The 24152-nt window shown below is 66.8% G+C and carries 18 protein-coding genes; 5 read left to right on the top strand and 13 right to left on the bottom strand.

Going from position 1 to position 24152, the window contains the following annotated elements:
* Positions 1–40: 40 nt before the first annotated feature.
* Positions 41–421, bottom strand: a complete 381-nt coding sequence (locus tag H074_RS00220) for a 2Fe-2S iron-sulfur cluster-binding protein (protein ID WP_007027992.1) — start codon at positions 419–421, stop codon at positions 41–43.
* Entirely contained in the window at positions 409–1515 is a 1107-nt protein-coding gene (locus H074_RS00215; protein ID WP_039921056.1) for an acyl-CoA dehydrogenase family protein, read from the bottom strand. The genes H074_RS00220 and H074_RS00215 overlap by 13 nt, the downstream gene beginning before the upstream one ends.
* 518 nt (positions 1516–2033) lie before the next feature.
* Between H074_RS00215 and H074_RS41955 the strand changes: the two genes are divergently transcribed.
* A complete protein-coding gene (locus H074_RS41955; protein WP_007027990.1) occupies positions 2034–2156 on the top strand; it encodes a hypothetical protein in 123 nt (40 codons plus the stop codon).
* A gap of 27 nt (positions 2157–2183) precedes the next feature.
* Here H074_RS41955 and H074_RS38990 read toward each other — a convergent pair.
* The 4 genes from H074_RS38990 to H074_RS00185 all read right to left on the bottom strand — a co-directional run bounded on the left by H074_RS38990 (position 2184) and on the right by H074_RS00185 (position 6993).
* Positions 2184–3016, bottom strand: a protein-coding gene (locus H074_RS38990) for an IS5 family transposase (protein ID WP_235096617.1) whose coding sequence is annotated in 2 segments (ribosomal slippage) — positions 2184–2680 and positions 2680–3016 — 834 coding nt in all. Because the reading frame shifts where the segments join, the coding sequence is not laid out codon by codon here.
* 52 nt (positions 3017–3068) lie between these two features.
* Positions 3069–4193 (bottom strand): hypothetical protein, encoded by a 1125-nt coding sequence (locus H074_RS00195; RefSeq protein ID WP_007027987.1) that lies wholly within the window; start codon positions 4191–4193, stop codon positions 3069–3071.
* A gap of 21 nt (positions 4194–4214) precedes the next feature.
* Positions 4215–5771, bottom strand: coding sequence for an FAD-binding oxidoreductase (locus H074_RS00190; protein ID WP_039921051.1), 1557 nt, complete (start codon positions 5769–5771; stop codon positions 4215–4217).
* Between the two features lie 7 nt (positions 5772–5778).
* Positions 5779–6993, bottom strand: a complete 1215-nt coding sequence (locus tag H074_RS00185; protein ID WP_007027985.1) for a cytochrome P450 — start codon at positions 6991–6993, stop codon at positions 5779–5781.
* 133 nt (positions 6994–7126) lie between these two features.
* On the opposite strand from H074_RS00185, the gene H074_RS00180 reads away from it, so the two are divergent.
* Positions 7127–7567, top strand: a complete 441-nt coding sequence (locus H074_RS00180; RefSeq protein ID WP_051071858.1) for a YybH family protein — start codon at positions 7127–7129, stop codon at positions 7565–7567.
* A 371-nt stretch (positions 7568–7938) separates the two neighbouring features.
* Positions 7939–8673, top strand: a complete 735-nt coding sequence (locus H074_RS00175; RefSeq protein WP_039921047.1) for an SDR family NAD(P)-dependent oxidoreductase — start codon at positions 7939–7941, stop codon at positions 8671–8673.
* 78 nt (positions 8674–8751) lie between these two features.
* Here H074_RS00175 and H074_RS00170 read toward each other — a convergent pair whose 3' ends face one another.
* From H074_RS00170 to H074_RS41350, 3 genes are all read right to left on the bottom strand, one after another.
* Entirely contained in the window at positions 8752–14352 is a 5601-nt protein-coding gene (locus H074_RS00170; protein WP_007027982.1) for an SDR family oxidoreductase, read from the bottom strand.
* Positions 14349–15761: an acyltransferase domain-containing protein gene (locus H074_RS00165; protein WP_007027981.1), complete on the bottom strand. Its 1413-nt coding sequence runs from the start codon at positions 15759–15761 to the stop codon at positions 14349–14351. The genes H074_RS00170 and H074_RS00165 overlap by 4 nt, the downstream gene beginning before the upstream one ends.
* A 603-nt stretch (positions 15762–16364) precedes the next feature.
* Entirely contained in the window at positions 16365–16505 is a 141-nt protein-coding gene (locus tag H074_RS41350; protein WP_235096616.1) for a hypothetical protein, read from the bottom strand.
* A gap of 199 nt (positions 16506–16704) precedes the next feature.
* Here H074_RS41350 and H074_RS00160 point away from each other — a divergent pair, with 199 nt between their 5' ends.
* Positions 16705–17586, top strand: a complete 882-nt coding sequence (locus H074_RS00160; RefSeq protein WP_235096615.1) for a helix-turn-helix transcriptional regulator — start codon at positions 16705–16707, stop codon at positions 17584–17586.
* 43 nt (positions 17587–17629) lie between these two features.
* Here the strand turns inward: H074_RS00160 and H074_RS00155 are convergent, their stop codons facing one another.
* Genes H074_RS00155 through H074_RS00140 form a run of 4 tightly spaced genes read right to left on the bottom strand, consistent with a single transcriptional unit; the run spans position 17630 to position 22874 of the window.
* Positions 17630–19867: an SDR family NAD(P)-dependent oxidoreductase gene (locus H074_RS00155; protein WP_007027979.1), complete on the bottom strand. Its 2238-nt coding sequence runs from the start codon at positions 19865–19867 to the stop codon at positions 17630–17632.
* A 9-nt stretch (positions 19868–19876) separates the two neighbouring features.
* Positions 19877–20551, bottom strand: a complete 675-nt coding sequence (locus tag H074_RS00150; protein ID WP_007027978.1) for an O-methyltransferase — start codon at positions 20549–20551, stop codon at positions 19877–19879.
* Entirely contained in the window at positions 20548–21366 is an 819-nt protein-coding gene (locus H074_RS00145) for a hypothetical protein (protein WP_007027977.1), read from the bottom strand. The genes H074_RS00150 and H074_RS00145 overlap by 4 nt, the downstream gene beginning before the upstream one ends.
* Positions 21363–22874, bottom strand: coding sequence for an HAL/PAL/TAL family ammonia-lyase (locus tag H074_RS00140; RefSeq protein ID WP_420805356.1), 1512 nt, complete (start codon positions 22872–22874; stop codon positions 21363–21365). Before H074_RS00140 ends, H074_RS00145 begins: the two co-directional genes overlap by 4 nt.
* 272 nt (positions 22875–23146) lie before the next feature.
* Here H074_RS00140 and H074_RS00135 point away from each other — a divergent pair, with 272 nt between their 5' ends.
* Positions 23147–24076, top strand: a complete 930-nt coding sequence (locus H074_RS00135) for an ATP-grasp domain-containing protein (RefSeq protein WP_007027975.1) — start codon at positions 23147–23149, stop codon at positions 24074–24076.
* The last annotated feature ends 76 nt before the right edge of the window (positions 24077–24152 follow it).

Here is a 24152-nt window from a genome sequence, read left to right as displayed (position 1 = left end):
ACCAGCGGTTCACCGACCTGCGAGCACTGGCAGATGCCGCTCATCCCCGCGCCGATAGCGGCGATATCGTGCCGGGATTGCCTGACGTCCGCTGCCGCGGAGGTCGGGCGAGCGTTCCGGGGAGCCGCACGCGAAGTCCGTGGAGTTCGTCCGTCATGGTGATCTGACAGCCGAGGCGGGACGTCTGCTGCCGGTCGTGCAGCGTGTCGAGCAGGTCGGTTTCCTCCTCGCCGGGCGGCTTGAGCCGCCCGGCCCACGCCGGATCGACGATCACGTGGCATGTCCCGCAGTACATCGATCCACCGCACTCGCCGCGCACCGGAAGACCCGCCTGCCGCACGCGCTCCATGACCGTCTCGGTTCCAGTGCCGTCGAGAGCGCTCTCGCCGCCGGTGGGAGCGGTGACGATCAGGTCGGCCACGGCGTCCTCCTGCCCATCGTCGCCAGAGCACGGACGAGGAACCTCATCGACGGTGTGATCGTCGCGACGAAGTTGCCCTCGCGCATTCTCCGGTCCACCGGAGACCCCTGCATGAAGGCCGGTAGTCCGGCACGCAGCATGGCCATCCGCGTGGCCGCCAGGGTGAGCTCACTGGCCTTGAACCGAGTCTCGAACACCGACCGGAGGTAGCCGGGAGAGTCGTCGAGCGGCGTTTCGGTGAGCCGCGTGATCCGGTCCCGCAGCTGGTCCCGGTCGGCCGCGAAGTCGTCCGGGTGGCGCGGCAGGTACCGGTTGCTCTCTGACTGCCCAGCGTCGAACTCGCGCATCATGGCGACGCTCGCCCCGATCACCCCCAACGCCATTCCGGTCTGCAGCAGGACGATTCCCGGGTAGGCACGGGCCAGCAGGTCTTCGGCCGGGTCCGCCAGGACCTGACCGGTGGGGATGAAGGCCTCCTTGAACAGGGCCGTCACCGTCGCGCTACCACGCATCGACGTCATGTGGACGTTCGGCCGAATCGTCACGCCCGGCTGTCCGCAGCGCACCATCGCCATGATCCGGTGGGACGGGTCGGCCACGTGGGCGAAAACCGTGGCGAACCAGTGCCCTTCGTCCATGTTGGATATCCACGGCTGGGCGCCGCTGACCAGGTAACCACCCGAAACGGGTTCAGCACGTAGCTTGAACTGCTCGGTGCCGCTCATGGCCTTCACCGGGTTCGCGAGCCCGACACCGGCCATGACGGTGCCGTTCGCAACGTCGGGCAGCAACCGCGAGCACAGCTCGACGTTGTCGCTGTTCACCAGGAGCCAGGCCGCCGAGTGCTGGCACCACGTGCAGAAACCGGTCGTCAGGCAGGCTTCCGAGATGGCCGCCGTCGTCGCGATGGCGATGTCGAGGCCGGGCTGCTTCCCGCCTTCGATGTGAGAGCGGAAAGCACCCGCCAGTCCGAGGCGGCCGAGCACCTCGACGGGGTGGACACCGTCCTCGTCGACACGTTTGGCCGCCTTTGCCACCTCCGCGTCCACCAGGTCACGAACAGCGGCTGCGACTACAGCTGGGGAGCCGATCATCTCGTGATACTACCGAGTGGGCTCAGATGTCGGAGCCGCAGACAGAAGCGCAAGCAGAGTTTATGTTTAGAATTTCTGCCCGTTCGGCCCACCTGACCGGGAGGGGCGAGCGGAGGACCAGCGGAACGCGGCAGCCTCGTTACCTTCTTCGTAGCTCCTGATCAAGGAGTTCGTGGTCGCCAGGCCCGAATGACTTAGGGCGTGTCCTGTAAGTGGTCGGGCGGGGCCTGCCGATGCGGTTCCTGCTCACCCCGGGCCAAGCCGGAGACAACCCGCAGCTGGTTCCGCTACTGGACGGCATCACCGTCGCCCCGATCGGTCCAGGCCGGCCACGCCTCCGACTGGACACGGTGATCGCGGACAAGGCGTTTCGCATCCTTCAACCCGCCGGGCGATGCGAGACCGGCGGGTCAGGTTGTCAGCCCGGAACGGGACGACCAGATCGCCCGCCGCACAGCCAAAGGCCGCAGCGGCGGACGACCACCCGCGTTCGATGCTGAGTCCATAAACAGCGCAACGTGGTCGAGTGGTGCTTCAACCGGCTCAAACAGTTCCGCGACCTGGCCACCCGCTACGCCAAACGCGCCGCCTACTACCAGGCCGAACTCACCATCGCCGCAATCGAGCTCTGGCTCCCGTGACCTACAGGACACGGCTCAGACCGTGTCTCATTTGGGGTTGTTGTGGGTCAGGAGATCCAGCTTGACGGCTCGGCGGTAGCAGATCACCGCGCAAGCCAGTTGGGCGAAACCCAGGAAATGGGCGGCCTTGCGCTCGTAGCGGCGTGCCAGCCGACGGAACCGGGAAACCCACTCCAGGGTCCGTTCGATGACGTAGCGGTGGCGCCCCAGCCGTTTGGCCGACTCGATACCCCGGCGGGCGATCCGGGCGACGATGCCCCGTCGACGCAGCGTCTTGCGGCAGGTCGCGTAGTCGTAGCCCTTGTCCGCGTGCAGCTTGTCCGTGCGACGCCGGGGACGTCCGGCCGGTCCGGTGACCGGCGCGACCGCATCGACCACCTTCTCGAACTCCAGGTGGTCGTTGCGGTTGGCCGCGGAGATGACCACCGACAACGGGATACCACCACGCTCGCTCATCGCGTGAATCTTCGAGCCCGGCTTGCCTCGATCGACCGGACTGGGGCCGGTCAGATCCCCCCTTTTACCGCCCTGACCTGCATGGCATCCACCGACGCTCGTGACCAGTCGATCGCTCCGGCAGAACCGAGCAGATCCAGCATCATCTGGTGCAACCGGACGAACACGTCCGCCTCGACCCACTCAGTGAACCGGCGATGCGCGGTCGCGGCACTGACTCCGAACGAGGTGGGCAGCGCCGACCAGGCACAACCGGTCTGCAACACATACAGGATCGCGGCCAGCACCGCACGATCGTCTAGCCGGCGCCGACCTCCGCCCTGGTGGCGTTGCGGCGCATCGGGCAACAACGGGTACGCCAGCAGCCACAACGGCTCCGGACACCACTTCTCCACATCAGTCATCGCCGATCAACGATATCGCCCACCTGACAACACATCCAAATGAGATGCGGTCTTAGTCCCAATAGTCCTCCGGCCCGCCGTCTCGCACCGTATCGAGGGTGAAGCAGTGGAACCCACCGCCAAACAGGCGGCGGTGCCGGTGCCGGACCGGGACGACGGTGAAGCCCGCAGCTTCCAGGCGGCGTATGAGTTCCGGGGACAATGAGTTCACCACGATGGTCTCTGCGTCGATCGAGAGTACATTCATGTCGATGTATGGCGTGGTGAGAATCAGGTCGTCGTCATCGTAAGCGGGGAAGTTGTTCTCGCTGGGCTCGGGCGCGAGGATCCGGTCCCAGCTTCGCAGCTGCTCAGGCAGGTAGTCCACAACGGACTCGTTCCGCAGCAGCAGGGTGCCGGGGCGTAACGGCAGCACCAGGCTGTCGATGTGGTTGCCCGAGAGCCTTTTGACGGTGTGCAGCCGGAACCGTCCTTCAAGGTGGCGGCGCAGCCACTCCAATCCCAGCTCGTGGTTTTCGGTCGCCACGTTGACGATCACGTCCCGGCCGAACCGGAGACACTGGGCCGCGTCGATCATGATCTCGAAGCCGATGTCCGCGGGGGATGGTGTCCTTTTGACGATGCTCTCCGCGGCCGGCGTGTTCTGACCAGACACCCACTCCGTGTCGAACGAGAGGTCCGTCATGACGGGCCGCGGCATGGTCGTCCACCGGCTGCCCTGTCGGAAATAGTCATACAGAACCGGCTTCAGCAGGTCGTTCTCGAAGTACCGGGCACGCACCTGCGGCGGCGTTTCGATGACCTCGTCGCCGAAGACGATAGCCTGATCGCGGACGTTGAGTGCCGGTGTCGGCGTCGCCGAGAACGAGGGCGTGGTAATGACATTGGGGCCGGAGAGTTCGAGTGGCCGATGCACACTCACCGATAACTGCTTCAGTGCGTCGACGAACAACTCGATGTCCTCCTCGAGTTCTTCGACGTAGCGTGTCTTCGGCGCATGCGAATCCTTCGCCCCGGTCCGCCCCGGCTGGTATTTCGGGTAGTAGAACGCGGAGTTGGCCTCGTCATGGAAGAACAGCTTGAACGACAGCTCAATGTCGTGCTGCGTCAAGTTGATACCTGATCCGACGATGACTTCCCTGAGTGGCGACCACTCGTCGTAGCTATTGATTTTCACGGCTACTCCGATCAAGTTGGCTTATTCGTAACGCCCCGGCGACAGGACATTGGCGGGATCCAGTGCTGACTTGAGCCGGCGAAGTATTGGCAGTGAATCGTCACTGGCTCGATGCATGACGTCCATGCTGCTGGTCGGCACGCGATAGGGGATGTAGCCGGCTTCAGCGAACCGCTTGTGCATGAGCGCGCTGGCTTCCGCCGCGCGTTTGCTCTCGGATTCGACGCTGCGGTCGAACGGGATCGCGACCGTCATCGCGATACTGCGGGGCGCTACTAGATGCAGGCCGATGTTCGTCTCGAAACCGGCATCGGTGCAGACCTCCCGCACGATCGCGGCGGCGGCGACAACATGCGCTCCGACGAAGGGAACGACCGGACAGCACCAGATCAGCCCGCAGCCGTCCCGGTCCAGATGCAACGGGGAGTCCGGGATCGGCTTACGAAGCCGCCAGTAGGCCATGCGAAGGTGAGTTTCGACCGGGGTGCCAGCTGCGGCTGCCTCGACGATCGCGTCTCCGGTAGCGGACTCGAGTATTTCCGTGCAGCTGGACAGTTCGGCCTGGACGTGGGACCAGAGCGCTTCCGAGATGGCATCGTCCGCGGCGTAGATGACGCCCCCGCCGTTCCATCGAAGCACGCCGTGTTCATGGCGGAGCCGGCTCAGCACCTCAGAGGGCAACGCCTGGCCGGAATCGCACTCATCGAACGGGAACTGGCGTTGCTCAGCGATGGCCCGCACGTCGTTGGCGAACACCAGACCGCCGTCTAGGACCCGGCTCAGCCGCAACCGCCGCAACGCGTCGATGAGCCGGGACAGGGATTCGTCGGAGTCGACTGCGAAGCTGAACGTACGTGCGCCAGCGGGCCTCGGCGCCAGCCACAACGTCAACTGGGTGACGACGCCGAAGTTCGACTGTGTGAAAATACCGTCCAGCCACGGCCCAACTCCCCAGCGATGGAGCGATTTCGTCAGCGCGCCAGGGAAGCGGGAAAACCCGGTTCGGATCGTTTCGCCGGTCGAGAGAACCACCTCGAGGGCGCAGACGTTCTCAAACCGGTCTCCGTTCACGCCCTCGGCATCGCCTCGTTCGAGAACGTTGCCGACGATGCTCGAATCCGGCGAACTGCCGGTGACACCGAATTGCAGTCGCGACCCACGCGACGCCAGGAATTCGCTTAGCTGCCGCTGCGTCACACCGGGCTGCACCGCGACATAGGCAAGCTCCTCGTCGAAATCGACGATCCGGTTCATGCGCGTCAGCACCATGAGGACGCAGCCAGGACGGGGCGGGACGGCCGAGCCCAGCCCCCAATTGCGCCCGGTGCTCACGGTGTATAGGGGGACTCGGTGCCGCGCCGCTACTTTCAGGCACGACGCGACGTCGTCGGCGGTGGCCGGCCAGACGACCGCCAGTGGTACGGCATTCGTCGGGTAAGTGGCTTGGCCCCATTTATCGACATCATCCTCGGCAGTCGACACCCATTTATCAGCCAGGATCTCCTGCCATTCCCTGATCGCCTGAGGCAGACGCGACCTCACGTCTTCGGATTCCAAGGAAGGCTGGATTTCGTCCATGATGACATCACCGTTCCTTATCGGCAACGATCGGCAAGGCCGCTAGTGCACGGTCCATCAGACAGTGACGGAACCGCACATCCGCTCGGTTGACGGCGAGACTGATTGTGTCAAAGCGTTCGAGCAGCCTGGTGAAGAAAATTCTCGCCTCCAGTTGTGCCAGCGCGCTGCCGAAGCAGGAGTGCCGCCCACGGCCGAACGCGAGATGCGTATTGTTGTTGGACCGCAAAGGATCAAACTCGTCCGGCCGTTCGAACCGCGCGGGGTCTCGATTCGCGGACCCCAGCAGCAGCCACACCGGCTCGCATGCCGCGATGGTTCTGCCCGCGATCGTGCAATCGGTGCGGGGAAAGCGCCACAGCGAGGTGGCAGCGACCGATTCGTAACGCAGCATCTCCTCGATTACCGCCGTCATACCGTCGGGACGCGCCCGCAAGGCCGCGAGCTGCTCGGGGTGATCGAGCAGAATGAGTAACCCCATACTCAGCAGATTGGCCGGACTGACGGTGCAACCCTCGATCATCGTCATGAGCAGGTCAAGCAGCCGCTCAGTGTCCAGTTCGCCGTTGGCGGCGAGGGTGTGGGCAAGACCGCCGTCATACCCTCCGGGCGCTTCCACCACGGCTCGGAGGAGCCAGGACCGCACCTCGTTCTTGGCGCGATCCGCCGCCGCTGCCGTGTCAGGATCCGTCGACATCATCGTGTACAACTGGATTGACAGCTCGCGCGCCTGGCTACGTGGCGTGCCCAACGCATGACACGCGACGCGAGTGGCGATCATCCAGGCAAGCCCGAGAACCGCGTCCATCGGTCGGCCGCGTGAGGCGGTCAGGTCGTCCAGTACGTGATCGACGATCGTGGTGATCTCGTCTTCGAGGTTCTGGACGTGCCGCGCCGTGAACAATCCGCTGACGAGCCCGCGGAGGTGGGTGTGTTCGGGGGGATCCATCTGGGTCATGCCGGGCGTGTTCGCCGCGCCGAGGCCAAGATACTCGCGGAACTCGACTGGGGCGTGCTCGAAAGAATTGGAGAACGATTCGTCCAACAGGATGGACTTGACTTCGTCGTACCGGGATACCAGCCAGACCGGGGTACTACCACCCGGAAGCATCGTCGAGTGGACGGGATCGTTCCGGCGCAACCATTCCCACGCCGGATGTGGATCCTGAAAGTATGCCTCACCGAACAGTTCGGTTGTCGGCCGCGTACGAACCGTAGACATGCCGGACTCCTGATCAACTCGGGGGTGCCTGGCGGGTAGGGGTAGCCTGACCGACCCGCGCGATCCTGGATATAGCCTTTAGGCCACGTATTACTGGCCACTTGGCCATCCCTGTTCAGAATGGATGTACGCGATGACGGAGAGTGACAAGGCAGTTGGCGTCGATATTGTCCGCAACGAGGTCCTTGACATGTCGGCCAGTCTCGTATACGCGTACGGAAAGCACGACACCGAGGCTTATTTCGCCGGTTTTGCCGCAGACGCCACCTTTGTTTTCCACGATCACCCGACAGTGATCTCCGACCGGGCCGAATACGAAACCATCTGGCGTGGCTGGGAAAGTGAGGGAATGCGCGTGCTGAGCTGCCAGTCACTCGACGGGGCCGTGCAGGTCCTCGACGAGGACAACGCGATCTTCACGCACGTGGTGCGGACGCGGGTGACCTTCGGAGCGGAGGTGATGCTCAGGGAGCGGGAGACCATTGTCTTCCACCGTTACGCCCAGGGCTGGCTCGCCGTTCACGATCATCTGTCCGCCGAGCCGGGCGAAGCCAACGAGACGAGTGAGTCGTAACTGATCGACGACCGACGCACGGCCTTGTGTACGCGACCGGCCAGTGACGGACTGGCCGCCAGCGTGGCCACTTACACCTTTAAAGCGGCGTTGAGTCGAAAAGGATCGCTAGCTGCGGCTTCGACTGATGGTGGACCCCTTGGATGCATGATCCTGGCCCAGCCGGCGACTGTGGAAGTGGGACCGCTCGAGTGCGAATCGAGCGTGAGGTTGAGTTCCAGCCTCGCGGGAACAGGGTCCCGAATAGCGAAATGCTCCGGCGAAGAATGGACCTGACGTCGCCGTTGGTCGCCAGCACCGCCCCGATGATCAGTAGTGCCTGACCATATGGACGATGTTGTCTGCGCGCATCGCGTCTATCGTGATCAAGTATGCGAGTCGTGATCACAGGTGGAGCGTCCGGGATCGGCAAGGCTCTTGCACGACGGTTCGTCGACGACGGTGCCCGCGTCGCGGTGCTGGACGTCGATCGAGAAGGCCTGACGGCGTTACAGAATACCTTGCCCGGACTCGAAGTGGCTGCCGAAGCCGACGTCAGCGACCGCGCGCGCGTGGCCGAGGTGTTCGCCGACCTGGACCGGTTGTGGGGCGGTGTTGACACGCTGTTCAACAATGCCGGTGTCATGCGGCACGCCTCGTTCCTGGAGGCGGACGCGGCCGGCTGGGAACGTGTCCTGGCGGTGAACCTGACGGGTGCATTCCATGTGGCGCAGGAAGCCGCGCGCCGCATGGACGCAGGTGACGGCGGTGTCATCGTCAACGTTTCGTCCGTGAGCGGAATGGTCGGCATGCCGGACTATGTAAGCTACAACGTCAGTAAGGCGGGGCTCATCGAGTTCACCAAGACACTGGCGCTCGAGCTGGGACCGAAGATCCGGGTCAACGCGATCTGTCCGGGCTTCGTGCACACGCCCCTGATCGACCGTGAGATCGCCAGCCCCGAGGATCAGGCCGCGATGGCCGCCCGGCTGCCCGCGGGGCGGATGGCCCACCCGGACGAGATAGCGGCACTCGGGGCTTACCTGGCCTCGAACGCCGCCGCCTTCATTACGGGCCAAGCCTTTGTCATCGACGGTGGTGAGACCGCCGGTGGCCTGGCGTCGTGATGGAGCTAAGCGAAACTCCTCAGTGTTACTGGATCAAGTTCCCCAGGTCGGGTGTTCAGGCGGCAGGAAAGGACGCCGTCACGTGCCCGTGACCAGTGAGCGTTCGGTGTCGTCGACGTCGTAGATCTCGCAGCCGCTGATCCGGATCAGCACCCGCCCGTCCACCGAGGACGCCTCGTCGATGTTCTCGGCGGCGACGTGATTGAGCACGATGCCGTCGGGATTCGCCCGGGAGACCGGGCCGTCGCCACCCGCGGTGAAGAAGTCGATCCGCCCGATGGCACGGGGGACGGCGAGGAGGTGGACACCGTTCTCGTCCGTCCGCAGCATCCGTGTGCGGGCCAGCGCGTCGAGAAGGACCGACGGTACCGGCGGATTCTCCTGCAGCGTCCGGTCCGACTCGGTCGCCGGGGGCACGTGCACCCAGCGGGCACTCGCGCCGCGGGGGCCTTCGACCGAGTCGGTGGTCGCCTGGAAGACGCCGCCGAGGTACACACCGCTGCCTGCCCGGTAGTACGGGTCGTCCGAGTGCTTCCCGGTGACCCGTTCCGCCGCCGACGGCGACGGCGCCAGGGGTCCCAGTTCGGCGACGCACGTGAAGTGCGGCCGGTTGCGACGCAGGACCCGGCCACGCCGGTCCACGACGTCACTGGTGATCTGGACCTCCACCAACGCCTTCTCGCCATCGTGGCCGGAGAAGGTCGCCGTCACCCGGTAGGGGCTTCCTGGCCTGGCCTTCGGAGCCACGAACGCGTGGAACCGCAGATCACGCAGGGCGCTCACCGGACGATCCGGGAACAGTTCCGTCGCCGCTTCGGCCGCGACCGTGGCTAGGCCGGTGCCATGCAGGGTGGGCTTGTCGTTCACGAGGTGTTCGGCCAGGAATCCGGCCGTCCGGCCCCCGAGTTCGAGCACCCACTCCGCCGAGCTCGCGTCGAACCGGTAAGGAGTGCCGAGCAGCCACGGTGCCCGCGCCGGGCGGTTCCGGACGAATCCGGGGAACTGCCGGGAGAAGGTCTCCCGCTCCCTCGGGTTCAGGAAGGCGATCAACGGCTCGGATGCCGGGAACCGGGTCAGTTCCGCGACGAAGTGCCGCACTCCTTCGGCCGGGTTGAGCGGGGCCATGATCCCGGCCCGCTCGTTGTTGCCCTGCATGAGGTCCGACCCGCCCATGCCGACCTCGGACCAGATCGGCCACACCAGGGTGCGTTCCTCGAGCCCCCGGGCGAAGGTGTTCGCCCTGGCTGCCCCGTGGAGGAAGTCGTTCCCCGGTGCGTAGTCGGTTTCGCCCGGCAGGCCGACCAGGCCCGCCACTGAGCCGAAGTTGCACCATGAAAGAGGTTGAGCGTCCCCGAACGCTTTCTTGAGGTTGTGATAGCCGCGCCGCTTCACGTCACGGATCCGACGCAAGCCGTCGAGAGTGATCCGCGAGATGTCGCCGCCGTTGTGCAGGCCCGCGCCGTGAACGAGCAGGTCCACCCGCGGCTCCGTCTCCCGGATCCGCTGGACCGCCGCGGCGACCGCGGTGACGGAGTTGAGATCGCAGGACAGATAGTGCACCGCGTCCTCGCCGCACAACGCACGCAGTTCACGCAGGTTCAGCAGTGATTCGCGGGCGTTGAGCAGCTTGGCGAACCGGCCGTTCAGTTCACGCACCGACAGGTCGGACCGCTTCGCGCGTTCGGCCGCGATGAACTCGCCACGGAGGCGGTTCAAATCCGAATCCGGCGCGTCGAGGATGTGCTCGGGCACATCCCGAAGCTGCGACGAACCCAGGAGCCAGAGCCGGATCCGTTGTGCGGCGGCGAGTTCCTTCATACAGGCCGCCGTGATCCCGCGAGCGCCACCAGTGGTCACCACGACGGCGCCGGGACGAAGGACCGGGCCGATCTCGTCGAGCTCCGAAGGCGAAGCCACGATCGTCGTCCGCAACCGCTTCCCGTCACGGTGGATCACCACGGGGTTCCCGCCGTAGTTCGCCAGTTCCCGGTTGACCACGTCCCAGTCCGAGGTGCCGATGACCACGGCGAGCCGGGCGCCGCGCAGATCCCACGCGAGGCTGCTCACCATGGCCGAGAACAGCCCGGTGTCGGGATGGGGCACGCCACCCGCGAGAGCGTCGTCGATGACGACGCCGAGCGACCCGCCGTCGTCGATGCGGTCGCGACAGGCCTTCGCGGCCAGGAAGAGCGCCTCGTGGGCGAGCACGAGGTTGTCGTCCACCGAAGTCGGCCAGCCCGCTTTCCGGGTCGAGACGACCACGCGCACGTGGGAGAACCGGCCTTCGTCGAGGGACACCTGCGCTTCGACCGGGACGGCGCTGTCCAGCTCGCGGACGACGGCACCCGCTTCGCGCACGGCCGCGGGCACCAGATCCGCGCATCCTGGCTGGGCGAGGACCAGCCAGTCGGGGCCGGGCGGAATCGTCCAGCTTCCTTCCGCCGGTTCGAGGTCCTCGGCCAGCGAACAGACGTAGCGATCGTTGCGGCGGACGCGTTCGGTGCGGGCAGGCGCGGTGAGCGTCACCGTCGGAGCCGGGAACGCGCCCGCGATCTCACGCCGAGGGGTCTCGTCCAGTGTGGCCAGCGCGGTGAGCAGGTCGATCGCACCGTGGGCGCCGAGGTAGTCGCGCTCGCGTGCGCCGGATTCCCCGGACGTCGAGGGCGCCTCCGTCGACAGCTCGCACAGCACCGGCCAGCCGGCCGCCACAGCGTCCCCACGGCGGGCCAGCGCCATGAGAAAAGCCCCCTCCCCCAGCGCTTCGCGGCCAAGGAGCGTCTCCAGCTCCGGGGAGCTGTTGCCGTTGACCGCGAGCACGAGTGCGAGATCGAGGGTGCCGTCGCGCAGGTACCGGCGCGCGATGTCGACGGCGTGCAGGGTCGCGGCGGGGCCCGCGTCGGCGAGCAAGACCGGACCGTTGAGGTCGTAGTGGTTGGCGATCCTGGCCGGGATCACGTTGCCCATCAGACCGGGCTGACTGTCCTGAGTGGTCACCGGCGTGTTTTCCCGTACCAGCTTGACGGCGGCCTCGGCCGCCACGGCGTAGTCGTCCGCGGACAGCCCCGCCGGGTTCCAGGACAGCAGATCGTCGGCGTAGGAACGCAAAGCCGTCTCCAGCCAGGACGTCGCCGGGCCGTAGTGCGCGCCGATCACGCCGGTGGCCGGCTCGATGCCGCGCCAGAGCAAGCCGTTTTCCGTCACGAACCGATCGGCGACTTCCAGTGCCATCAGCTGGGTCCGGTCCACCGCGTTCGAGGCGGCGGGCGGCATCTTCGTGACGCGCACCGGCGGTGCCGGATACGGAGACGGGAAGGACGCGGCTTCGGCCGGTGGCTTCCCCGCTCGGAGCCGGTCGAGCACGGTGGCGGCGTCCGGCGATCCGGGAAGATGCGCGGACCAGCCCACCAGGACGATCGGCTCGTCGTGAGCGCCCTCCGGCTTGCTCCTGGCCACCGGGGCGCCCGGTGCGGGTTCCTTCCGCAGCAGCAGATGTCCGTTGGTGCCACCGAAACCGAATCCGGATACGCCCACGGTGCGCGACGACGCGGGCAGCGGCGTGTCCCGCACCGGAACGGTGACCCGCCGAGATTCGAGCAGCTCACCCTCGCCAGGGACGGGACGTTGCGCGGGCACGACGCCGTTGCGCAGGCCTAGCACGACATGGATCACCGAGACCGCGCCCGCGGCCCAGCCGGTGTGCCCGACCAGTGGCTTGTTCGAGGTGCACAGAACCGGAACGGCGGGGGCGACCCCATCGAGAGCGGCCAGTTCGACGGCGTCGCCCGCCTTGGTGCCGGTGCCGTGCCCGACGATCCAGCCGATCTCGTCCGCGGGCACCTGCGATGCCCTGCCCGCCCTGGTCACCGCCAGTTTTTGGCCATGGGGATTCGGTGCCGCGATGGCGCGGCCCCGGCCGTCCGCGGCAGCGCCGAAGCCGGCGAGGACGGCGAGCACTTCGTCGCCGTCGCGCCGGGCGTCGGAGAGACGGCGCACCGCGACCACAGCGGCCCCGTCGGAGAACAGTGTCCCGTCGGCCGACTGCTGGTAGGAAGCGACCTTGCCGGCCTCGCTGAGCCCGGACAGTTTGCCGAACAGCACGTTGAATCGCGGCGTGACCATGAAGTAGCCCCCGCAGAGAGCCAGCTCGGCCCGGCCGTCGAGCACCGCGGTCATACCTTGCTCAAGGGCGTACAACGACGACGAACAGGCCGTGTCGACCACGGTGAACGGCGTGTTCCCCGGCAGGAGGCCGTCGATCGCGTGCCGGACGATCCCGTCCGGCAGATGTCCGGCGGCGTGCCCGATGTCGAGGTCGTAGCGGGTCCGCAGCGCGGCACGGAGTTCGTCGAGCGAGACCGGGTTCTCGCCTGGCCAATTTTCGGCGAGCCGCCGGGCGTAGCCCTCCACCACCATCGCCTGTTCGAAGTGCTGGTCTCCGTCGGAGCAGGCCCCGATGTGACAGCTGGTCCGCAGGCCTCGACCGGCGGAGGCGGGCAGGGCCTGACGCAGGGCCCGGCGCAGCCAGGACGCGGACAAGCTCGCCTCCGGGGCGATGTCGTCGGACCGGCCGGCCCGGACGAAGCCGGAGACACTGGCGTAGGTGCGGTCCTGTTCGCCCGGCGACGCGGCCCAGAACGTTTCGTCCGGGTAGCGGTCGCCCGGCGCGGAGAACGCGGGCTCTCCGGTCCGCAGGAGGTTCCAGAACTCTTCCGGGGATTCCGCACCGGGAACGACCAGTCCCATGCCGACGATCGCGACGCAGTCGTCCTCGGTGCCTCCGGTCACCGGCTCGGTGCGCGCCGGTGCGGCCGCGAGCACCGGTTCCGGCGCGGGGGCCGGTGTGGTGACCTCCGGCGCGGACGGGGTGGCGGCCACGATCCGCTCCCGCCCACCCCACGTGCCCCCGGCGCGGATCAGCGCTCCACCCAGCCGGAGACCGCCGTCGTTGACGACCTCTTCACCGGTCATCCACGACGACTGGTCCGACGCCAGGAACGCGACCAGCTTCGCGTTCTCCTCGAGGGTGCCCAGCCGGTTCAGCGGAGTACCCGCGACGGTGGCTTCGAGCACCCTCTCGCTGTCCGGGAACAGCTTGACGGTCTCGCTTTCCAGCATCCCGGCGGAGGCCATGTTGACCCGGATGCCGTACGGTCCGAATTCGACCGCAAGATACTTGGTGAGCTGCTCCAGCGCACCTTTGCACACGGCCGTACAGACGTAGTTCTCGATCACCACGCTCGTGCCGAGCGAACCCAGGTTCACGATGGCTCCGCCGCGTTCCCGCATCAGCGGTAAAGCCGCCCTGGAACAGCGGCGCGGCCCATGCACATTGGTGTTGAACGCGCGCTCCCAGTCGTGCTCCGTCAGCACCTCCGGCGGTACGAAGACCCCGCGGGCGGCGTTGTTGACCAGCACGTCGAGCCTGCCGTGCCGATGTCCGATCTCTTCGAACATCGCGTCCACGGTCTCTGCCTTCGCCACGCTCGCGCGCAAGCCCTCCGCCGAGCCACCGGCGGAAACGATGGTCTGGACGGTCTCCTCGGCCGCCGCCTGATCGTGGAACCAGTTGACTATGACGTGCGCGCCCCGTCCGGCCAGTTCGTACGAGATCGCCCGGCCCTGCCCTTTCGAGCCGCCGGTGATCAGGCAGATCTTGCCGTCGAAGTCCTGGCCGTTCACACCTGCGCTCCCTGGTGATTCAGTTCGACGATCAGCCCGGCGATGGACTCGAGGGTCGTGTAGTCGGTGATCCGGATGTGATCGGCCTCGGGAACGTCGTAGCGCTTCCTCGCCCGCTGCAGGAGTTCGGTCTGACGGATCGAGTCGATGCCGAGATCGGCCTCGAGTTCCACACCGGCCTCGAAGACATCGGCGGGATAGCCCACGGCGTCGGCATACAGCGTCTTGAGTTCGCCGAGCACCTCCGTCTCGGAGAGTTCGCCCTCCCCATCACCGGTTTCGCTCGCTGCCGAGGTGACCCGCTGGGCTGGCAACGGTTCGACCGGCACCGGCTCGACGGACGCCACGGGCTCCGGTGCGACCGGGGCCGGGGCGACGGGAGCGGCGGCGACAGGAGCGGGCGCGGCCGTCGCCTGCCGCTTGGTTTCGACACCGGCGTCGAGGACACGTACCTCGGCCAGCACGCCCGCGTCGTCGGCACGGCGGCGGAAGGGCGCGCTGGTGCTGATCCCGGCCAAGGTCGTGGCCGCGAGGTCCACCAACGTCGACCGCGCACCGCACTCGACGAACCGGGTTTCGCCCTCCGCGCGGATCGTGTGCAGCGCACCGAGGAAGCGCACCGGCCGGACCAGATGGTTCGACAGCACCTCCACAACGTCCTCGGGGGTTTCGACCCGACGTCCGAGAACGGGCGAGTACACCGAGATTCGCGGTACTCGTGGGGCGATCGTGGCCACGGTCCGGGCGAACAGCTCGTTGGCCTGGCCGAGGAGCCGGTGGTTGTGGAACGGGTAGGGCACCCGGAGGACGGTGGCCTTGACGCCGAGTGCGCGGGCGACGTCCGCGAGACGGGCGACAGCCGACTCGGACCCGGAGACCACCGTTTGGTCATAGGCGTTGTCCGCGGCGACCGCGAGACTGCGGTCGGCCATCGCGGCAACCAGGTGTTCCACCCGCCGGCAGCCCGCTTCGATCGCGACCATACCCCCGGAGGCCCCCGAGGCGCGCAGCGCTCGGTCACGCGCCACCACGAGCGTGACACCTTCTTCCAGGGTCAAGGCGCCGGACACCACCAGCGCGGCGAATTCGCCGAAACTGTGGCCGACGAGCAGCGTCGGCGAAAGGCCGAACTCCTCCTGGTAGAGCCGTGCGGCCACGACCTGGGAAGCGAAGATCGCCAGGCTCAATGCCGGGACGTCGCTCTCCAGAAGATGGTCCAAGGTGGGGGAAGCGGTGTCGGTGAGCAGGGAAGTCACCGCGGGGCCGCCTGCCCGCAACGAATATTCGTCCATCTGGGTGAGTTCGGCGGCGATGGCAGGGAAGGCGGTTCCGCTGGCACCGAAGACGCCGGCCAGATAGGCACCTTGACCCGGGAAAAGAAACGTCGAGGAAAGTGATTTCGCCTGCACAGGCACTCCGAATGGCTCGATTTTCGACGCATTTCACACCAAGGGATAATGCAATTTCTTGCGCCAAATAGTAACACGTTATAGCAGAAGTAAGTGAAATTCTGCCTTTTTGTCCAACGGAAACGACCTAACACACAATGGGGTCACCTTAAGTGATGCTCGCAAGATTTCGCCAACCGGAAAAGTGGCCCTCCTCCTGGGGAAACAAGGAGAGCGTCCTCAAGACTGACAGACTTTTCCTTACTGCAAGAGTGACACAAGGTAGCCACCGGTGGCGAGCAAGACGCCCAGTCGTACTCGGTCGAAAAAACCCGAAAACCTACACGCGTAGCACTACGCCCGATTCATCCACAGAGGCCACGACAGGGGCTTTAAAACATTACGAGCACATAGGCGGGCCCACCTCGATGAGCGGTAGCCGCATTCGGCGACGAAGTCCTCGCGCGGCTTCGCCACCGAGGCGGCCGTCGTCGACAACACGGACCCGCAAACACCCCAAATAGTCACCCGAGTGGGTGAAGCACCCTATCCAAGCTCGTGGACAATGGCGGACGAGGTACGGGAGGGCCGGATGAAGTTGACCAACGTGGAACCCGACGCAACTCAGCCGGTCTCGGAATCCGGGTTCATCGGGCCCCAGTGGCCGGAATCGCATCCGGGGTGCCAAGCGTCGGCGGCGCTGGCGATGCTTTCACGGGGCACCGACCGCCTGGCGACCGCGGCGCAGGCCGAACTCGTGTTCACTGACGAAGTGTGTTCGTGGAATCCGAGCTGCCTATGGCATGGAGTGACGATTCTTCTGCGGACCGGTGAGCTCGAAAGCGCGGACGCACATCTGTGGAAGCTGGAGCGCGATTCTGACGACAAGTTCACCGATCACGTCGCGCTGATGCGGGCTGAGCACGCGAAGCATGCCGGGGACCTCGCGGGTTCGCGGACCGCCTTGGCGCGACTCGCCACCACGGCACATCCTGCTTGCCTGCGTGATCTGGCGGGCCCCCTCTATATCGAAGCGCTGGTCGCGATCAATGACGCGGACCAGGCCGACCAGGCCCTGCGAAGGCAAGACTTCGACCGCCTTCTGCGGAAATGGCCGACCATGCGCCCGTTGGTGCTGGTGGTGCGTGGCTGGCTCCATCTGATCGCGGGCAGGACCGACGAGGCCTACCGAGATCTGCGTGCGTCTTCGCGACTTCCCGGCACGGAGGTCGCGGCGACTTTTTCGGTCGCGCGACGAAAGGGGTTGCTGGCACTCACGGCGGCCGCCAGCGGACAGCTTGATACCGCCGTCACCGCGGCGACGCAGGAGTACGAGGCCGCGACGGCGTGGCGGTCACCCGAACATGTGGCCTGGGGGCTGTATGTCCTCGAGATGATAGAGGATTCCGAGCGGCCGTCCGAACGGCTCAGGGACGCCGTCGATCTGCTGGAGGTCGCCGGCTCCCCGGTCGGGATCGCGACCGTCTGCTACGAGCAGGGCAAGAGACTTCTGGACTCCGGCAAGCATCAGGCAGCGAAGGACCAACTCCTTCGAGCCGCGAGATCAGCTCGGTGGATCGGTGATGTGACGTTGACGGAACAGATCGAGAAGCTGCTTCACGGACTCACCACTCCCGTACAACGGACCAGGTTGACCACGCAGGAGCTGAACGTCGCCACAATGGCCAAGAACGGCTATAGCAACAAACAGATAGCGGACCGCCTGGTGCTCACCGTGCGCACGATCGAGTTCCACCTGTCGAACGTGTACCGCAAATTCGGCATTCCCGGGCGGCGCGCACTCGCCGACACGGCCCTGCCGCCTCGCCCGGTTCGAGAATGGTGAACGTACCCGCAGTCCGTGATCTCTTGATGCGATCGCGGACGATCTACCGGCGAACGGGCCGAGAACGCGACAGTGAGCCTACGTCGTCGACCCCTACATAGCGGCCGTTCAGGTGATCCGCTGCCCCGGTCACAACGGCGACCAGCGCTTCGGTCGCGGCCTCGGCGGAGGTGAAATGTCCGGCCTCGCGGGCTTTCAGTGTCCACTCCAGGATCTCGTCCTCCCAGTGGATTCCCGTCCGGCCGCGGGCCAAGTGAGCCCCGGTGATGCCGGTGTCCACCAATCCCGGGTCGAACGCCACCGCGACCCTGCCAGTGTCGCCGAACTCGCCCGCCAGGCTGGCGGTCAGTGAGATCAAGGCCGCCTTCGACGCCGCATAGGCACTCGCGTTCGCCCAGCCGACCAGGCCGGCCCGGCTCACCACGTTCACCACCCGCCCGGTGAGCGCGGGTAATACGGCCCTGGTCACGGTCGCCGAGCCGAACAGGTTGACTTCGATCGTGCGCCGCCACTCCCGCTCGCAGACCGTCCACGAGGGACCGATCGGGCCTGGGACGCCCGCGTTGTTGACCAGGACGTCGAGACCACCGGACTCTTCCATCGCTTGAGCGATCCCGCGGGTCACGGATGCCTCGTCGGTGACGTCGAGCGTCACGTGCGTCGCGGTTCCGCCTGCTTGCCGGATCTCCAGGACGGTCTTGGCCAGAGCACCCTCGTCGCGGCCCGCGACGACCACGTTCGCCCCCGTGGCGCCCAGAGCGATGGCGAACATCTGCCCGAGCCCGCGTCCCCCACCGGTGACCAGCACGCGCAGGGCCGGTGGCCGGATCCGTTTGCCGGTCGAGGAACGCGGGATGGCGGCCACCCGCTCGATCGCCCGCACACGTTTGTGCGGGGCGACCCGCTCGGCGACGTATGCGGTGATCTCCGCGAGCGGAACGGTCTCGTCGAGGACGACGAACGCCTTGGGGATCTCCCCGGCGATCGGGTCGGGTACTCCCCCGACGTGGGCTTCGGACACGGCGGGGTGGCTCGTCACCACCTCTTCCAGTTCGGCGGGTGACACCTGGTGTCCCTTGTACTTGATCAGGGCTTTCGCCCGCCCGGTGATCCGCAGGAAACCGTCCGCGTCCCGGGTCACCAGGTCACCGGTGCGCAGCCAGCCGTCCGCGTCCGCCGAGGCCAGGGCGATCTGGGGGCCGCGCAGCCAGAGTTCGCCGGACTCGGTTCCGTCCTCGGAGCCGGAGCCGAGGAACTTGATCTCCGTCCCGGGAACCAGCAGGCCGGTGGACCCCGGTGGCACCTCGACCCCGTCCGGACTGAAGCTCACGCAACCCGCTTCGGTCATCCCGAAGCCCTGCACCACCGGTACGCCCAGGACTTCGGAACACCGGGCGCCGTCCGTCGTGGGGAGCGGCGCGCCACCCGAGACGATCATCCGCAGCGATGGGAGCGGCCGCCCGGTCTTCCCCAACTCGGTGATGACACTGGGCACCAGATAGGACAGGGAGACGCCGTGTTCGGTCACGTCGCGGAGGAAGTCTTCGGCCGCGAAGGGGGTGGCCCCGATCACCAGGGTCGCCCCGGCACGCAGCGCCGGGTTCATCGCCATCTGCATGCCGTACACGTGCCGCAGCGGCGGCACCGACAGCACCACGTCCTCGCCGTGCACCCGGTGCAGGTAATCGATCTGACCGAGGTTCGAGGTCAGGTTGCGATGGGTCACCGGGACGAGCTTCGGCACTCCTTCCGTGCCGCTGGAGCTCATCAGCACGGCGGTGCGATCGCCCCCGGCCGGGTGCGTCAGCCGCGGCTTGACCGCGACGGCGTCTTCCCACGCGGTACCGCCCGGGGTGACCGCTCCGACGCAGACGACCGGCAGCGTGGATTCCGGTGGCCCCAAGGCGGTCTCGGCGATCAGCGCCTTCGCGCCTCCGGTGCCGATCGTGGACCGCCAGCGGTCGGCGGTGTCCCGAGGGTCGAGCGCGAGCACCACCCCGCCCGCCGCCAGGATCCCGTGGTAGGCCACCACGAACTCGGCGCTGTTCTCGGTCAGCACGGCCACGACGTCGTCGTCGGCGATCCCGTTCTGCCGCAACCAGGTCGCGAGTCCCGCGACGGCCGCGTTCACCTGCTCGTAGGTCCATTCGCGGTGGATACCCCGGGAAAGGTCCACCACCGCGAGATGATCGCCACTCGCGGCGGTGGAGAGCAGGACGTACTCGTGGAGATTCACCCCGGCCGGCACTTCCCACGCCGCGGTCTGCTGTGTTGTTTCCACGGACCGACCTCAGTTCTTCTTGCGCGCCAGGGTCAATCCGTCCGCGACGGTGAGCATGACCGATTCGACGCGATCGTCACGCAGCACGTGCTCGTTGAACTCGCGGATCGCGCGTGCGTTGCCTTCGGCGTGGGGCGAAGCCGCCTCTCCCGCGTAGAGCACGTTGTCGGCCGCGATGAGGCCGTTCGGCTTGATCCTCGGCACGAGCGCTTCCCAGTAACCGATGTAGCCGACCTTGTCGGCGTCGATGAACGCGAAATCCACGAAGGGCTCATCGGGAAGCTTTCGGAGGGTCTCCGCCGCGGGCCCGAAGACGCTTTCCACCTGATCGGCCACGCCGGCCCTGGTCCAGGCTTTCGCGGCGATCTCCTGCCAGCGATCGGTGACGTCACAGGTGATCACCTTGCCGTCCGGGCCGACCCCCTCGGCCAGTGCGAGCGTCGAGTATCCGGTGAAGGTGCCCACCTCGACGGCGACGCGTGCCCCGGTGAGCCTCGCCAGCAGGGTCAGCAGGGCGCCCTGCTCCGGCGGTACCTGCATCTCCGCCACTCCGCCCAGCGCGAGCGTGGAGTCGATCAATTCCTGCTGCACGTCGGTGAAAGGCGGAAGCTGGCCACGCACGTACTCGAGCACCTCCGGGGTGAGCAAAACCGCCTTCTCCGGCAGTGTTTCCGTATTCGTCATGCGTGGGCTCCTTCCAAGAGGGTCGCTTCGGCGATCGATCCGACGCGGCCGATGTGCGCAGGCAGGTCTTCTTGGAAACGGTTCACCGCTTCCCGCTTGTAGAACTCGCGAACCGGGCACATACGCAGGTCCGCGAGTGTCGCCGCCACCCTGGCCCGCGATGCGGCGACGAATCCGCGCGCGCAGTTCGGGGCCCGGTCCAACAGGAAAAAGTCGTCGAGGATGTCCAGTTCTTCCGCGGTGGGCGCCTGATGGGCGTCGTGGCCGGCATCGCGGAGGAGCGACCCGCCCGCAGGTACAAGCCGGTGGGCCACCGTCATGTGCACAAGACGGTTGAACTTCATCGCCTCTTTCAGCGCAGAACCAGGCGCTGGGACGACTTCGGCGAGTTGCGCGTTGATATGGCGGTAGTCGCGCGCCCACATGCCGCTCATCGCCGGGTGACGCGCGGCCATCCGCGGCCGGACCACCGTGGCGTACACGTCGCGTGTGCAACTCCCCGAATAGAGCAGCAACGCCGAGTAGGCGTCGAACAGGGCCGCGGCCTCGTCGAGGTCGCGGCGGTCGAGCGCCGAGGACAGCAGCCGCCAAGTAACGAAGGACCCCTGATGTCCCAGGACCCAGCGGTACCACGCGAATTCGGCTTCCGACTGGACCGGCGGCGGTGGCACGGGATGGAGGTTCAGCCTCTCCGCGCACGGGGCGTGGCACTGCCGCGGCGGCGCTCCGTCCGGAATCTCTTCTTCCGCCGAGCACGGGGAGAGGTCCTGCCGCGGCAACGGAACGACGATCCGCGGGATCACCGGGGCGGTCACGGACTCACCTCTTGTACGTAGCTATCGAGCACGTCCGCGGCGATCCGGATGTCCTCGTCGAGCGGCCGATCCCGAGCTATCGGGGCGATCCGATCGGACAACGCCGCCACCAGGCCGGTGCACCGCGACGCGGTCGAATCGCGGTCGTCGAGATGTGCGGCCTGCCGCACCGCGACACCGAGAGCTCCGTGCAGCAGACGCAGCATGCGGGCCTGCTCGTAGGCGGTCAACGCCGCCTGGGTGCCGAACGGCACCACGTCCTGGTTGTGCAAGTTGGTCGGGACGCTCTGCATCGCCGCAGGCGTGCAGGCCCGGCGCATCGCCACGACGAGCGACGTCGACATCACCTGCAACCCCTGGATCGCGTGCTGCCTTCCCGGCTCGGCGGCGAGCATCGGCGGTCGTCCACCGTTGCGCCCGGGATCCACCAGCATGTCGATCTGACGTTCCGCCAGGTTGCCGACCTGGGTCACGGCGGAAGAGAGCAGATCGGAGGCGAAGGCGGACGGCTGGCCGAAGAAGTTGCCACCGTGGGCGACGAGGTCCTCGTCCGGGAAGAACAACGGGTTGTCGCTGACTCCTCGAAGATCCTGCGAGACGGTCTGGGCCGACCACCCGATCGCCGAACGCGCGGCTCCCAGCAGCTGTGGCGTGCACCGGATGCTGTAGGGCTCCTGCAGGGGCCGGTCCATGGACGGCGTCGTGTCTTCCAGCCACCACGCCAATTCCCGCCCGGTGGTGGCGACATCGGGATGGCCGAACGCCTTCAGCAAGGAGGGCGCCAAGAAGGCGGGTGTGGCGCCGAGCAGGTCGGAAAGGACCGCCGTCAGCGCGATCGCGACCTTGAGCGAACGCTGTGCGGACAGCGCCGCCAGACCGGCGGCGGCCGTGGTCACCGACGTGCCGTTGACCAGAGCCAGCGCGTCCCGGCCGTCGAGTTGCAACGGGGTGAGCCCGGCGGCGCCGAGTGCGTCCCGGGCGGGCATCCGCTCGCCGTCGACGTAGGCGTGCCCGACCCCGCGCAGGCTCTGGACCGCATGAGCGAGTGGCACGAGGTCCCCGCTTGCCCCGACCGAACCCCAGGTCGGGATGGCGGGGGCGAAACCCGTGGAAAGCATCCGGCAGAGAGCGTCCACTGTGGCTACCGACACACCGGACAAGCCCTGCGCCAGCGACCGGGCACGCACGAGCATCGCCGCCCGCGCGATGGGGATCGGCAGGTCGGCGCCCTGTCCGACGGTGAGGTGCTGCAGGACGTTGTCGCACTGCTCGGTGGTGCTGTCCCGCCCTTCGAAGATCACGAGAGGGCCGAACCCTGTGGTGGCGCCGTAGACGGGCCTCCCGTCGCCGTTGAGGACGTCCTCGACGAAATCACGGCCGCGCTTGATGCTCGCGATCGCATTGTCCGACAACTCGACCTCCGTCGGACGGCCGACGAGGTCCAATCGCCCCAAATCGAAGGGCACCGAAGGGTCAAGAACCGTGGTTGCGATTTCGGTCGGGCTCATCAGATCAGTCGCCCCTAGCGCTCTCGGAGTGGTGTCTGGCTAGATCCTCTGCCTGCGCACCCCGCCTGGGCGCATATCCATGCACTTCGTCCAACGCGATTGCCCGAATGTCCAGGCGCGGAGCGACCTGGTGGTGAGGCATTATCGGAAACCCGCTGTGCCACGTGAACCGGTGTTCCAGTTCGTGGAATCGATGTTGCGGGTCGTTCCTCTCGGTCCTTACCTTCGGCTTCGCCGAGCAAGGCGCTCGTATACGTATCGAGAGGGCTTCCGTGAACATCGCACTCGTAACCTCCAGTGCTTTTCCCGGCAAGGACTGGTCCGATCGGGACACTCCACTGCTGCGAGCCGCCTTGGAAGAACAAGGCTGCGCCACGCAGGTCCTCAGCTGGGACGAATCCCCTGGCATCGACTGGACCGCGTTCGACGTGGTCGCCGTCCAGTCCCCGTGGAACATGTGGCTCAAACTCGCGGAATTCCGGGAATGGGTGGAATCCCTGCACCGCCAGGGTGTGCGGTTGGCCAACCAATACCCGATCATCGTGGGCGGAATGAGCAAGGAATACCTTCCCCAGGTCGAGCAGCACGGTGCTAAGACCATCCCGACCACCGTGGTCCGGCCGGGGGAAGGTATCGGTGCGATCGCGGCGGAGACGCTCGCCCGCGCGGGACGCGACTTCGGCGAGCATGCCGTCGTCGTCAAACCCATCTCGTCCGGAGGGACGCTCGGCGCCGCCCGGGTCACCGAGGAGCGCGAACTCGTCGCCAAGCTCGCGGCCTTCGATCAGGCCGGGGTGACCGCTTGCGTCCAGCCCTATGTCTCCACGATCGATTCACTGGGAGAGAACGGGATCATCATGATCGAGGGCGAGTTCTCCCACGCCATCACCAAAGACGCCATCCTCGCGCCGGGGCGCGCCGGAACACAGTTCCATCCGAACGCTCGCACGGGCTACACCGAACACGGCGAGGATCTCGCCGACATCCACGCCACCTACGACGCCTACCTGAAGACCGTTCCGGTGCACCCGGTCTCGGTACGGCTCGACTTCCTCCGCCACCCCGTCACCGGCAGGCTGCTGCTCCTGGAAATCGAATCGGTGGCACCCGTGAAGTTCTTCCACCTCTACCCGGCCGCGGCGGCCCGCTATGCCCGGTCCCTGATCGCCGTGACTGCCGGATCCCCTCTCGTCCGGCGCTGACCGGACGATCCGCCCCGCCCCTCCTGACACCTGGGCAGGCCGAAGCCGCGACCGACGGGGTATCCAAAGGCAGCAA

Origin of the sequence: Amycolatopsis decaplanina DSM 44594 (assembly GCF_000342005.1) — a bacterium.
Lineage (GTDB): Bacteria > Actinomycetota > Actinomycetes > Mycobacteriales > Pseudonocardiaceae > Amycolatopsis > Amycolatopsis decaplanina.
Note: the sequence above shows the minus strand (reverse complement) of the source record. Positions and strands in the feature narration are given on the sequence as shown.